Below are 12,133 nucleotides of genomic sequence, written 5' to 3'. Positions count from 1 at the left end.
GGAACGGAAATCCTATCCGCCGTCCGCGGGCACCGGCCCGGACGTCGCCGTGCCGGAACCCGCGCCCTGCGACCCGGTAAGGTGCCCGGGATGACCAGTGCCCCGACCACCACCCGTGCTCCGCGTCTGCCGTCGCTGACCGGGCTGCGGTGGATCGGGGCCCTGTTGGTCTTCGGCTTCCACGCGGGCACCATGCAGATCATCGCGGAGCCGCAGTGGAAGACGGTGATGGGCAAGGTCTTCAGCCTGGGGCTCTCCGGCGTCGAGTTCTTCTTCATCCTGAGTGGATTCGTGCTGGTCTGGTCGTACCGGGGTGGCGAGTCGGGGTGGACGTTCCTGCGCCGCCGGGCGGCCAAGATCTACCCGAACCACGTGGTGACGTTCCTGGCGGCGCTGGCCGTGGCGGCCTGGTTCGCCGACCCGGTCCTGCCCTGGGCGGCGATCGGCAACCTCTTCCTGGTCCAGGCGTGGATCCCGGTCAACGGCTACTTCTACAGCATCAACAACGTGAGCTGGTCGCTCTCCTGCGAGCTGGCCTTCTACCTGTGCCTGCCGCTGGTGGTGCCGTGGCTGCGCCGGGCGCGTACCGGCGTGCTCCGGGCCGCGCTGGTCGCCGCGCCGCTGCTCATCCTGGCGCTCTGGCCCGGCCAGCACCTGGTGCCCGAGGAGCAGCGCTGGTGGTTCACCCAGATCTTCCCGGTCACCCGCTCGATCGAGTTCTGGATGGGGGCGGCGGCGGCCGAGCTGATGCGCCGTGACCGCTGGCGCGGCCCCGGGCTGACCTCGGCCAGCCTGATCTTCGTCGCCACCTGGGTGGTCGCCGCGCTGTGGATCCGGGCGGAGTTCTGGGCGGCGCTGCTCGCCGTCGCGTACCTGGTGGTCATCGCCGCGGCGGCGGACGCCGACGTGCGGGGCCGGCGGACCCCGTGGCGGTCCCGGCCGATGGTCTGGCTCGGTGAGGTCTCGTTCGCGTTCTACCTGGTCCACGTGCTGGTCATGATGACCGTGCTGCGGCTCACCGGCCACTGGGGGACCGGGCTGCGCGGGTGGCGGGGCCCGCTCGCGGTGCTCGGCTTCCTGCTGCTCACCCTGGCGCTCGCGGCGGCGCTGCACCGCTGGGTGGAGGAGCCGATGATGCGCCGCCTCGGCCCGTCGCGCCGAGCCCGTCGCGGCCCGGCCGCCGCTGCGCCGGCACCCGGCGTGCCCGCACCGCGTTCGGCCGCCGACGACACCGGCGCGGCGTCCGCCGGGGAGCCGGACCGTTCGATCGAGTACGCCGGGCGGCGCCGGCCGGACTGAGCGGTCCACCCTGGTCAGCGGCGTCGCGACACGCCGGGCGACGATGCGCTGTGCCCGGATCGGCGGTAATTTGTAGCCGTGGCTCCGATCGCGCTCACCTGTCCCGTGTGGTGGGTGGCGCGCTGGGCCGCACGGATGCTGGCCAGCCTGGCCGTGGTCGTCGCCTGTTCGCTGGGGGCCGCCACGCTGCCGACCGGCGTGTCCCCGATCGCACCGGCGGTGGCCGGCCCGGTCGCCGGTCCGTCGTGCGGCCCGCCACCGGCTGGCCACACCGTCGTCGACCGGCGGGCCGACGCGATTGCCGGCGCCTCCATCGTCGGTCGGCCCGGCGACGCCGTCGTCGAGCGGCGCAGCAGCACCGTCACCGAGCGACAGGGCGTCCCCGCCGTCGATCGGCAGGGCAGCCGCGTCGACGTTCCCGAGCCGCAGCCGGCGGGCGGGGCCGTGCCCCCGACCGGGCGGCACCCGTTCCCGGCCGGCCAGCCGCCGGCACCGGCCGGTCCGCGGGCCCCGCCCGCGCGCTGACCCGCCACGGGCCCCGGCCCGTGACCGCGCCCACCGAACCTCACCCCGCACCCGCCCTCGGCGGCCCGGCGGCGCCCGGACTCCGGCCGCGCCCCGCCCCGACCGGCCGTGCGGAGTTCCCCGCCACTGTCTCCCGTGAGGTGCCGACCATGTCGCAGACCGTTCTTCTCCACTTCCTCACCGCCGTCCCCGAGGCCGCCGCCATCTGGTCGGCCCTGACCGTGCTCGCCCTCGTCCTGCTCGCCGTGCTGGTCGCGCGCCCGGAACGCGACGGCGCGGTGGACCCGGCACCCGAACCGGTCGACGTGGAGGCGCTCCACCGCGCCGACCTGACCCGGTACGCCGACGAGGTGGCGGTGGCCGCCGCCGGGGCCGCGCAGACCGCCCGCCGTCGCCGCGAGCAGTGGCTGGCCGCCCAGAGCGAGGCGGACCGGGCCTGGACCGCCTACGACGAGTCGGACGCCGCCGCCCGCCGCCTGGCCGCCGCCGGCGCGCTGCCCGCCCCGCACACGCCCCGCACCCCCGCCGAGTACGCGGCGCGCGAGCGTTGGCTGCACCGCACCGCCATGGCGGCGCACTGGCGAGGCGAGCTGACCGCCCGCCAACTCGCCGACGTGCTGGCCCGCCGCAACGGGTGGGACCCACGCCGGCACCCGGCCGAGCAGGAGATCGTGCTGGCCCGGACCATCCGCGACGGGCGGCGGGCCGGCTGGGAGGCAGCCGCCGAACGGGAGCGCCTGGCCTGGCGGGACGCCGAACTCGCCGCCGAGGCGGCCCGGACGCTCGCCGCCGAGGCGTACGCGGCCACCACGGCGCTGCGGCCGGCACCCGCGTCCCGCGTCTCGCCGGCGACCCGCCTCCCGGCCCCGGCAGCCGTACCGGGGACCCGGTGGCGTCCGGCCCGCGTCGGCTGACCGGCACGCACCGGCGCCCACGACGGGACGTCGACCGAATCGTTATCCGGAAGCGGTGACGCCGGTCACCGGTGCCGCCCACCGGTGAGCGTCCGGATCGATGGCCCCTGCTGCGCCCGCTGCCCGTTTCTCCACCCGCCGGATGTCCGCTTCCTGCCGGACGGGCGCCGACGCGACCGCTTGTCCCATAGGGGGAAGTCGGTGACCGACTGTTCCGAATCCGTAGTCGCCCACGACGTTTGCGCAGGTGAGAGCGCTTGGCAGGGCGTGTACCCACCGGTAGTGTCGGCGCGGTCCGGTGCGGTTCCCGATCGCAGATGGCGACGCCGCGCCGACCCGCCTAATCGTGCAATACGAACCGGGGACCCATCGCACCATCGGGGTGAATCCGCGAGCCACGGCCCGCGGTAGGGCGTACTTCCCGCCCGAATCCGTCAGCTAACCCGGTCGGCGGACACGGAAGGAGTTCCATCCTCGTGCCCACCACCCCCCGAACGTCCCCCCGCCTCCACGGCATCGGGGTGCCGGCGCTCGCCTGACGCGACGCCGCTTTCCGACCCCTGTCCGCCCGGCAACCCGGGCGACGTCCCGTGGCCGTTCCGCCCGCCAGCGCATGTGGGTTCCTCCATGTGCGGGGCCGGTGCGTGCCGCCCACCCCCGTGGAGGAAACCCGTGAAGCACCACCTGAAGCGCCACCTGCGTCGCCTCGCGACCCAGCGCCCGTACCAGATCATCGCCGGTTCGGCCGCGGCCCTCGTGCTGGCCGGCGGCACCGGCGCCGCGCTGACCGCCAACGACGACGCGCCGACCCGGCAGGAGAACACCGCCACGGTGGCGGAACTCGGCTCCCGCCTGGGCGACACCGCCAGCCGCAGTGAGGCACGGATCGCCGCCCCGTCGCCGAGCGCGTCACCCAGCGCCTCGCCCAGCCGCTCGCCCAGCGCGTCGCCCACGGCGTCGCCGTCGGCGAAGGTCGCCGACCCGGACACCACCCGCACGGCCAAGCCGAAGCCGCCGTCGAGCAGGGTGCTCGACTACGACTACCAGGCGCAGACCACCTACTACTACTGCGGCCCGGCCGCGGTGCGGAACGCGCTCAGCGCCACCGGCATCGAGCGCAGCCAGGACACGCTCGCCGTCGCGCTCGGCACCACCGAGATGGGCACCAACTCGGCCGAGGACACCACCCGGGTGCTCAACCAGCAGGTCAAGGGCGACCCGTACCGGACCCGCATGATCCCGGGCACGGCCACCGGGGCCCAGATCGACCGGCTCCAGGCCGACGTGGTCAACGCGGTCAGCAACGGCCGGGCCGTGGTCTCGAACGTCGTCGGGGACGCCACCGACACCGACGGCGGCTGGCACTCGTTCCCGGGCGGCCACTACATCGCCGTGGTCGGCTACAAGAACGACGGCCGGACCGTACGGATCGCCGACTCGGCCGACCCGTCGCTGCCGGCGTACTGGATCAGCACCATCGACCTGGCGAACTGGATGGCCACGCGCGGCTACTCCGCCTGACCCGTTTCCGGTACGCGCTGAAGGCCGGCACCCGCTGGGGGTGCCGGCCTTCATGCCGTCTTAGCTGTTCCAGTGCTTGGCGACCAGGTCGGTGGCCTGCTTCTCCCACTGGGCGTACGCGTCCGGGTAGGCCGACACCTGCACCGTCTGGGCGGCCTTGGTCACCGGCATGTCCTGCCAGCCGTCGACCTGCTTCAACCCCTTCAGGAACGCGAGGGTCGAGTACTCCGGGTCGGTGATCTGCTCCGGCGTGCCCCAACCCGAGGAGGGGCGCTGCTGGAACAGACCCAGCGAGTCGTGGTCGTTGCGGTCGCCGAGGTGGCCCAGGTTCTCCAGCTTCGACTCCTGCAACGCCGTCGCGATCGAGACCACCGCCGCCCGCTCCGGCAGGCCGGCCTTCTTCGTCGCGGCGATGATCGCCTTGACGTTGGCGGTCTGCTCGTCGTTGAGGGTGATCGTGGACTGCTCACCCTGCACACTCGCGACCGCGATCGGCTTGCTGGCGGTGGCGGCGTGCGCGGACTCGACGTGACCGGCGATCGGACCGGCGAACACACCACCGGTGAAAGCCAGACCAGCAATACCCAGCACACTCTTACGCAGCATCGTGTTCATGGGGAGGGCTCCATTCGGGGGTCAACGCACCGGGGGGTGCGGGCACCGTCAGGCGCACAAGAAGAAGCTCGGGGGATCCGGCTGCTCGCGGGGCGGGGGCCTCGTCGCGGCGCCGGAACTGTGTGTAACGACCGGGGGTCCACCGTCATTCCCGGGCGGGGGGCGGCGCGGGGGCGCTTGCCTTCCTCGGCCGTGCACCGGGATACAACGCCGCCACCCCGTCGACGATTCCGCCGCCAGCGTGCCGCCCACCACCGCCGAACCGGACAACCCACCCCGTGAGGCACTGGCACGCCAGGGATGTCTCACGCGCGCCCACACATCCACCGCGTTCCACTCGCCGTCCCACCAGTGTCACGTCCAGCGCCTGCAAACCTGATGGTGTGGACGGGTCAGGACGGGTGACCCGTCCACGCCATCAAGTTCGTAGCGCTGCGAGCGCAAGCAACGTCCGGCATGCCCGACGCGTCGACACCGCTCCGCGCCCAGGTTGTGGAACGACGCGGTGGTGTCTCCGGTGTCCGAGGGCAATCACCGCGTTCCATTCGCCCGGGGCGGTGCCGGCGTGCGTGGTCTCGCGCGGGGTGTCCGTGCGGTGGCAGACTGCGGCGTATGGGCGATGTGACGGGGACCCGCCACCTGGTGCTCCTGCACGGCATGGGTGCCACCGGCGAGGTGTGGTTGCCCTGGGCGCCGCTGCTGGAGCGTCGCTGGCAGGGGCGTTGGCTCGCCCCCGACCTGGCCGGCCACGGCTGGTCACCGCCGTTGTCGGAGGCCGGGTACTCGTTCGCGGCCCTGGCGCGGCGGGTGGCGGACGGGCTCGACGCGCTCCGGCTCGGCCCGCACGACCGGCTGGTGCTGCTCGGGCACTCGCTCGGCGGGGTGGTGGCGCTGTCGCTCGCCGCCCGGCAGCGGGGCCTGCCGGTCGACGCGGTGGTCGGGCTGGGCATCAAGGTGGTCTGGTCACCGGCCGAGCTGGCCAAGGCGGACGAGTTGGCGGCCCGGCCGGTGACCTGGTTCGCCACCCGTGACGAGGCGGCCCGCCGCTACCTGCGGGTCTCCGGGCTCGCCGGCCTGTTCGCCCCCGACCACCCGGTGGTCGACGCGGGGCTGCGGCGGGAGGACGGCCGCGGGCACCGGAGCCACCCCGGCGGCGACGAGCGGGGCGGTGGACGGTGGCGGCTGGCCATGGATCCGGCCGCGTTCGCGGTGGGTGAGCCCGACATGCCCGCCCTGCTGGCCGCCGCCGCCGACGCGCAAGTGCTGCTGGCGCGCGGCGAGACGGATCCGATGGTGACGGACGCGCAGCTCAAGGCGTTCGGCGTGCCGGTGGCCACCCTGCCCGGGTTGGGCCACCACGCCCACGTCGAGGACCCGGCTGCGGTGCTCGCCCTGCTCGACCCCTATCTCTAGGCCGGACGCGGCGCCGGGACGGCCCAGTCCGGTTCCAGCTCGCGGCGGGCGGCGGCGAGGAACGCCTCGGCGTAGCCGTCGGTGGGGAAGTCGCCCAGGTAGCGGGTCCGGGCCGTCCAGCGCTCCGCGGCCTTCGGGTCGGTGTCGAGCAGCGCGGTGAGCACGTCGTCCACGTTGGACATGTCGCGGCGCAGCACGTAGCCGGAGGCCGCGAGCGGGAACCGCTCGACGAAGTGCGCGCCGTCGGCGCCGGTGTCGGTGACCGCGTACGGCTTGCCGGAGTAGAGCCAGTCGGAGATGACCCCGGAGACGTCGGAGACCAGCGCGTCGGCGCGGTTGACGCAGTCGGTGAGCGTCAGGTCCCGGGCCGCAGCCGCGCCCCACAGGTGGGGTCGGCCCGTCTTCGCCTTGTCGGCGGCGAGCAGCTCGGTGAGCCGGGCGAGCTGCCGCGCCGAGGCCGGGTTCCGGTCGGTGTACGGGTGGGCGCGCAGGATCACCGCCGCGCCGCGGTCGATCAGCCGGCGGACCAGCGTCTCGGCCACCGGCAGGGAGCAGTAGTTCGCGTCGGCGTGGTGCCCGGTCCAGGTCGGGGTGTAGAGGACGGTCGGGTGCGCCGACGACGACGTCGGCTCCTGGCGTACCTCGATGGCCTCGACCTGGGGGCGGCCGACCACGACGAACTTCTCGGCGGGGATCTCCACGCCGGCGCGGGCGTACCTGTCGATCGCGGCCTGCCCGGCCACGAAGATCTTGTCGAAGATGGCCGAGACCGGGTTGGCGCTGGGCGCCTTGTCGCTGTCGCCGTGGTGCAACTGCACGTGGGTGAGCTGGTGGAACCGGATCACGTGGGCGTTCTTCGCGCCGTGGTTGACGTAGAACGCCGCCCGCAGGCTGGGCACCAGCGCCTCGTCGAGCGCCTTCAGCGTGGGGCAGAGGACCACCGGCGCGCGGGTGGCGGCGGCCACGGTGGACAGGAACTCGGGCTCGCGGACCACCACCAGGAACGGCCGGCCGATCCGCTCCAGGTAGGGCAGCCACATGGTGACCTGGTACTCCGAACCGGGCGGGGCGGAGAAGTGCAGCACGAACTCCGGTTGCTGGCGACGCAGCGCCCGGCCGACCGGACCGCCCCCGGCCGGCGGCCGGAACCGTCGCCGGGCGAGGTCGGACGCGATCGCGGCGCAGCCGGCGCCGACCAGCAGCGTGGCGGCCAGCGGCAGCCAGGCCGGCAGCGTCAGCGCGGCGGCGAGCGCCACCAGGGCGAGCAGCGCCAGCAGGGCGTCGCCGAGCCGGGCGGCGACCAGCGGCGTCCAGGAGCGGACCGGCAGGTTGGCGGCTCGGATCTCCAGCGCGCCGGCCTGCCGCAGCGGGCCGACCAGCAGCACCAGCCCGAGCAGGACCAGCGCGGTGGCGGCCAGCGCCGGATCGAACCCGTCGTCGGCCCGGCGGGCGTAGCCGACCAGGATCCCGGCGGCCACCAGCACCGTCTCGACGAGCCCGTCGGCGCTGGGCCGGACCCGGCGTTCCCAGGCGGTGGCGGCCAGCGCGGCCACCGCCACGGCCAGGCCGGCGCCGGTGGCGCCGGTGAGTGCCACGACGAGGAACGCCAGCACCGCCAGCCCGCTGGTCAGCACCCGGGCGAGCAGCTTCCGGACCAGGTCACCACGCATCTGCACGTCCCTCGGGTCAGGCGCGGGTGGACAGTTCGGACCGGTGCGCGCCGGGCTGCGCCGGCACGTCGGCCACCGGCTCGCCGGGTGCCCGGCGGACGTCGACCACCTGACCGGTCAGTTCGGAGATCAGCACGTCCAGGGACGCCTGCGCGACCGCCTCGGAGGCGAGCAGCGTGTGCTCCGGCTCCTCGCCGAACGCCTTGGTCCGCATCGGGGTGGCGGTGCGTTCCGGGTTGACGCAGTTGACCCGTACGCCGAATTCCGCCCACTCGTCGGCGAGCGCCTGGGTGAGGTTGACCAGCGCGGCCTTGGTGGCCGAGTAGAGCGCGTACCGGGCCCGGCCCCGGGTGTAGGAGCTGGACGTGTAGAGCAGCAACTGCCCCTTGGTCTGCTGGAGGTACGGCAGCGACTGGCGGGCGATGGTGACCGGGCCGACGAAGTTGACGTGCAGGAGACGGTCCATCGTCTCGTCGTCCATCTCGGCGAGCGCGCCCTTCTCCAGGATGCCGGCGGTGACCACCACGTGGTCGATCCGGCCGGTCGCCTCGAACGCGGTCTTCAGCGCGGCGGCCACGTCCTCGGCGCGTTCCACGTGGGTGCCGGTGCTGGACCGGCTGAACGGGAAGACCTGGGCGCCGTAGCGGCGGGCCAGCTCGGTGAGGTCGTGCCCGATGCCGTAGCTGCCGCCGAAGACCACGATGGTCCGGCCGGTCAGCTCCTCGGCGTAGCCGCGGTGGGTGAGCCGGGGCGCCTGGGCGGCGGCGAGCTGAAACAGCTTGTCGGCCAGGTGCACGTCGACCGGGTGGGTGACCTTGATGTTCTCGTCCGAGCCGTCGATCACCTTGATCGGCGTGCCGGGCAGGTAGCGCAGCACCACGCCGCAGTCGTCGGTGGCGGCGAAGTCGGGGTCACCCTCGGCCCGGCGGTACGCCTCCCGGATGGTGCCGGAGCGGAACGCCTGCGGGGTCTGGCCGCGGCGCAGCCGGGACCGGACCGGGATGTCGGTGATGCAGTCGTCCGCGTCGACCTGGACGATCGTGTCGGCGGACGGGATGGCCACGTCGACGGCCGAGTAGCTCCAGAGCGCGTTCACGCACTCGCGCACGATCCGCGCGCTGACCAGCGGGCGGACCGCGTCGTGGAAGAGGATGTTGACGTCGCCCTCGCCGACCGCGTCGAGCGCGATCCGGGTGGTGTCGTTGCGCGTCTCGCCGCCCTCGATCACCTTGGTGACCTTGCGGAAGCCGGCGCCGGCGACGATCCGCTCGGCGTCCGGCACGTGGCCGGTGGCCATCAGCACGATGATCTCGTCGATCTCCGGCGCGGCCTCGAAGACGGCAAGCGTGTGCTCGATGATCGGCTTGCCGGCGATCTTCAGCAACTGCTTCGGGATGCCCAGACCGAGGCGGGTCCCGGTGCCCCCGGCGAGGATCACGGCCACCGTACGCGTGGGGCGCCAGGGTGCCGGGCTCGCCGGCGCGGCGTCCGGTGCGGTGGTGTGGTCCTGCGTCATTGCCGTACCTCACTCTGGGTGAAGGGGATGGGTCCGGAAACCTTAACGCGAACGGCGGAGCGCACCGCCCGGACGGATCCCGGGTCGGTGCGCTCCGGCGGGTTACTTCTGGTTCTCGTAGGCGTCGCAGACCTCCTGGGTGGGGCCGTCCATCCGCAGGACGCCGCTCTCCAACCAGATGGTCCGCTCGCAGGTGTCCCGGATCGAGCCGATCGAGTGGCTGACCAGGAACACGGTGCCGGCGCTGTCGCGCAGCTCGCGGACCCGCTGTTCGCTGCGGACCCGGAACTTGCGGTCGCCGGTGGCCAGCGCCTCGTCGATGAGCAGCACGTCGTGCTTCTTCGCCGACGAGATGGCGAAGCGCAGCCGGGCGCCCATGCCGGAGGAGTAGGTGCGCATCGGCAGCGAGGCGAAGTCGCCGCGCTCGTTGATCCCGGAGAACTCGATGATCTCCGGGGCGATGCGCTTGACCTCGTCCGGGTGCATGCCCATGGCGAGGCAGCCGAGCACCACGTTCCGCTCGCCGGAGAGGTCGTTGAGCAGCGCGGCGTTCACGCCGAGCAGGGACGGCTGGCCCTGGGTGTAGACCGCGCCCCGGGCCGGCGGGAGCAGGCCGGCGATGGCGCGCAGCAGGGTCGACTTGCCGGAGCCGTTGCTGCCGATCAGGCCGATGGCCTCGCCCTCGTACGCGGTGAAGCTCACCCCCTTGACGGCGTGCACCTCGCGGATGTTCGGCGCCTTGGTGCGGGAGACGATCCGCTTGAGCGCGGAGACCGGGGTGGTGCCACCGGCGGCACCCTTGTGGATCCGGTAGATCACGTGCACGTCGTCCACCACGACGGTGGGGACGCGGCCCGAGTCGGTCACGGTGCCGGCGTTCACCGGCAGGGTCTGCTCAGCCACGGCCGTACTCCTTCTCTCCGCGCCAGAAGTAGACGAACCCGCCGACGCCCATGACGATCGCCCAGAACACGCCGAGTGCCCAGAGCTTCGGCGGGGAGCTGACCATGTTGGGCTGGTGGGAGTCGAGCAGCGCGTAGCGGGCCAGCTCGATGAAGACCAGCGGCGGGTTCCACTCCAGGATGCTGGCCGCCCAGGACGGCAGGTGCTCGCGCAGCAGCGCCACCGGGTAGAGCACGCCGGAGGCGTACAGCCAGGTGCGCATCACGAACGGCATGATCTGCTTGAGGTCGGCGACCTTGGAGCCGAGGCGGGCCATGACCATGCTCAGCCCGACGTTGAAGATCGTCTGGAGCAGCAGCATCACCGGCAGCAGCAGCCAGCGGAACGTGATCGGCTCGCCGGTGAGCAGCACGATGGCGGCCAGCACCACCATCGACATGAGGAGCTGCTGGAGCTGCACCAGGGTGACCGTGATCGGCAGCGCGGCGCGCGGGAACTGCAACGCCCGGATCAGCCCCAGGTTGCCGGTGATCGCGCTGGTGCCGTTCGTCGCCGCGGTCTGGGTGAAGATGAACACGAACACACCGGTGCAGAGGTACGCGATGAAGTTGTCCACGTTCCGGTGCTGGGCCAGGATCAGGCCGAAGATCAGGAAGTAGACCGCCGCGTTGGTGAGCGGTGTCAGCACCTGCCAGAGCTGGCCGAGCTGGGTGTTGCTCAGCGAGGACGCGACCTTCGCCCGCGAGTACGCGGTCATGAAGTGTCGGTACGCCCAGAGCCGGCGGGCGTACTCGCCCAGTGGCGGTCGTTCCCCGGCGACCCGCAGCCCGTACCGCCCGGCCAGTTGGGCCCGGGTCAGTCCGGATTCGGGGTCGGCCACCGCGGTGTTGGCCATGGTCAGGCGCTCCGATCTTTTCGTGCCGATGGGGAGCAGTGCGGTGAAGACATCCAGCGTGGCCGGGCGGGGAGGAGCCGCCTCGCTGCTGCATGGAAGGTAGTCCACCGAACGTCGGGACGCAACCGTACCGTCGTTGCGCTACATTGTCCCACGTGACGACCGAGAAGAGGCGTGCCCCGGCCGGCGCGGCGGTGCTGCGCGGCGAGATCACCAGCGCCATCCGCACCGCCGTGATGCAGGAGTTGGCCCAGGTCGGCTACGGTCGCCTCTCGATCGAGGCGGTGGCCCGCCGGGCCGGTGTGAGCAAGACCGCGATCTACCGGCGCTGGCGTTCCAAGCTCGACCTGGTGCTGGACATGGTCTCCGCGGTGGCCGGGCGCAACCTGCCGCTGCTGGACACCGGGAGCCTCCTGGGCGACCTGGAGATCCTGCTGCACGTGATGGCACGTGCGCTGCGTCACCGTCTGGCCGCGCAGATCATCCCCGACCTGCTGGCCGAGGCGGCGCGCAACCCCCAGATCGCCGAGAAGTTGCAGACCGCGCTGGACGACTACCAGCAGGCCGTCGGCCGGATCCTGATCGGCCGGGCGGTGGAGCGCGGCGAACTCTCGCCGGACACCGACCGGCGGGCCGCGGTCGACCTGATCGTCGGGCCGGTCTACTGGCGGATGGCGATCTCCCGGGCCCCGCTCGAGCCGGCGGAGGTGCCACGCATGGCCGCCGCGATCGTCGCGGCGCTGCGGGTAGCATGCTTGGGGCCTGCCCGCGACGAGGTGGAAGTGTGAGTCACCCGTCGATCATGAACAGCGCGGAACATCCGGTCGGACACTGAGCGCGAACGCAGCGTTTTCCGTCCAGA

At 73.0% G+C, this 12,133-nt stretch carries 11 protein-coding genes and 1 riboswitch; of the genes, 6 read left to right on the top strand and 5 right to left on the bottom strand.

Translation table 11 applies throughout. The features are described 5' to 3' along the window. Positions 1–90: 90 nt before the first annotated feature. The 4 genes from VKK44_RS18640 to VKK44_RS18625 all read left to right on the top strand — a co-directional run bounded on the left by VKK44_RS18640 (position 91) and on the right by VKK44_RS18625 (position 4,259). Complete coding sequence (locus VKK44_RS18640) at positions 91–1,299, top strand: acyltransferase family protein (protein ID WP_343442385.1); 1,209 nt, start codon at positions 91–93, stop codon at positions 1,297–1,299. A 78-nt stretch (positions 1,300–1,377) separates the two neighbouring features. Next, positions 1,378–1,824, top strand: a complete 447-nt coding sequence (locus tag VKK44_RS18635; protein ID WP_343442383.1) for a hypothetical protein — start codon at positions 1,378–1,380, stop codon at positions 1,822–1,824. Positions 1,825–1,973: 149 nt separating this feature from the next. Further along, positions 1,974–2,738: a hypothetical protein gene (locus VKK44_RS18630; RefSeq protein WP_343442382.1), complete on the top strand. Its 765-nt coding sequence runs from the start codon at positions 1,974–1,976 to the stop codon at positions 2,736–2,738. A 327-nt stretch (positions 2,739–3,065) separates the two neighbouring features. Further along, a riboswitch (cyclic di-AMP (ydaO/yuaA leader) is annotated at positions 3,066–3,206 on the top strand. A gap of 159 nt (positions 3,207–3,365) precedes the next feature. Then, positions 3,366–4,259 (top strand): C39 family peptidase, encoded by an 894-nt coding sequence (locus VKK44_RS18625; RefSeq protein ID WP_343442381.1) that lies wholly within the window; start codon positions 3,366–3,368, stop codon positions 4,257–4,259. Positions 4,260–4,319: 60 nt separating this feature from the next. Here VKK44_RS18625 and VKK44_RS18620 read toward each other — a convergent pair whose 3' ends face one another. Then, positions 4,320–4,874 (bottom strand): hypothetical protein, encoded by a 555-nt coding sequence (locus VKK44_RS18620; protein ID WP_343442380.1) that lies wholly within the window; start codon positions 4,872–4,874, stop codon positions 4,320–4,322. 612 nt (positions 4,875–5,486) lie between these two features. Here VKK44_RS18620 and VKK44_RS18615 point away from each other — a divergent pair. Further along, a complete protein-coding gene (locus tag VKK44_RS18615) occupies positions 5,487–6,287 on the top strand; it encodes an alpha/beta fold hydrolase (protein WP_343442379.1) in 801 nt (266 codons plus the stop codon). Here the strand turns inward: VKK44_RS18615 and VKK44_RS18610 are convergent. The 4 genes from VKK44_RS18610 to VKK44_RS18595 all read right to left on the bottom strand — a co-directional run bounded on the left by VKK44_RS18610 (position 6,284) and on the right by VKK44_RS18595 (position 11,271). Then, on the bottom strand, positions 6,284–7,957 hold the full coding sequence (locus VKK44_RS18610) for a CDP-glycerol glycerophosphotransferase family protein (protein WP_343442378.1): 1,674 nt from the start codon (positions 7,955–7,957) through the stop codon (positions 6,284–6,286). The two genes, VKK44_RS18615 and VKK44_RS18610, sit on opposite strands and share 4 nt — an antisense overlap. A gap of 16 nt (positions 7,958–7,973) precedes the next feature. After that, a complete protein-coding gene (locus VKK44_RS18605; protein WP_343442377.1) occupies positions 7,974–9,473 on the bottom strand; it encodes a bifunctional cytidylyltransferase/SDR family oxidoreductase in 1,500 nt (499 codons plus the stop codon). Positions 9,474–9,575: 102 nt separating this feature from the next. Next, the gene (locus VKK44_RS18600) at positions 9,576–10,376 is read right to left on the bottom strand and encodes an ABC transporter ATP-binding protein (protein ID WP_343442376.1); all 801 of its coding nucleotides are present in this window, start codon (positions 10,374–10,376) and stop codon (positions 9,576–9,578) included. Next, positions 10,369–11,271 (bottom strand): ABC transporter permease, encoded by a 903-nt coding sequence (locus tag VKK44_RS18595; RefSeq protein ID WP_343447812.1) that lies wholly within the window; start codon positions 11,269–11,271, stop codon positions 10,369–10,371. Before VKK44_RS18595 ends, VKK44_RS18600 begins: the two co-directional genes overlap by 8 nt. A gap of 155 nt (positions 11,272–11,426) precedes the next feature. On the opposite strand from VKK44_RS18595, the gene VKK44_RS18590 reads away from it, so the two are divergent. Beyond that, a complete protein-coding gene (locus VKK44_RS18590) occupies positions 11,427–12,059 on the top strand; it encodes a TetR/AcrR family transcriptional regulator (RefSeq protein ID WP_343442375.1) in 633 nt (210 codons plus the stop codon). The last annotated feature ends 74 nt before the right edge of the window (positions 12,060–12,133 follow it).

It is taken from the genome of Micromonospora sp. DSM 45708 (genome assembly GCF_039566955.1).
Taxonomy (GTDB): domain Bacteria; phylum Actinomycetota; class Actinomycetes; order Mycobacteriales; family Micromonosporaceae; genus Micromonospora.
This window is presented reverse-complemented; position numbering and strand designations above follow the sequence as displayed.

Excerpts from the sequence above, each read along its gene's own strand:
- VKK44_RS18630 (WP_343442382.1), top strand. The coding sequence starts at position 1,974 with ATGTCGCAGACCGTTCTTCTCCACTTCCTCACCGCCGTCCCCGAGGCC.
- VKK44_RS18620 (WP_343442380.1), bottom strand. The coding sequence starts at position 4,874 with ATGAACACGATGCTGCGTAAGAGTGTGCTGGGTATTGCTGGTCTGGCT.
- VKK44_RS18625 (WP_343442381.1), top strand. The coding sequence starts at position 3,366 with ATGTGCGGGGCCGGTGCGTGCCGCCCACCCCCGTGGAGGAAACCCGTG.
- VKK44_RS18610 (WP_343442378.1), bottom strand. The coding sequence starts at position 7,957 with ATGCGTGGTGACCTGGTCCGGAAGCTGCTCGCCCGGGTGCTGACCAGC.
- VKK44_RS18615 (WP_343442379.1), top strand. The coding sequence starts at position 5,487 with ATGGGCGATGTGACGGGGACCCGCCACCTGGTGCTCCTGCACGGCATG.
- VKK44_RS18605 (WP_343442377.1), bottom strand. The coding sequence starts at position 9,473 with ATGACGCAGGACCACACCACCGCACCGGACGCCGCGCCGGCGAGCCCG.
- VKK44_RS18640 (WP_343442385.1), top strand. The coding sequence starts at position 91 with ATGACCAGTGCCCCGACCACCACCCGTGCTCCGCGTCTGCCGTCGCTG.
- VKK44_RS18595 (WP_343447812.1), bottom strand. The coding sequence starts at position 11,271 with ATGGCCAACACCGCGGTGGCCGACCCCGAATCCGGACTGACCCGGGCC.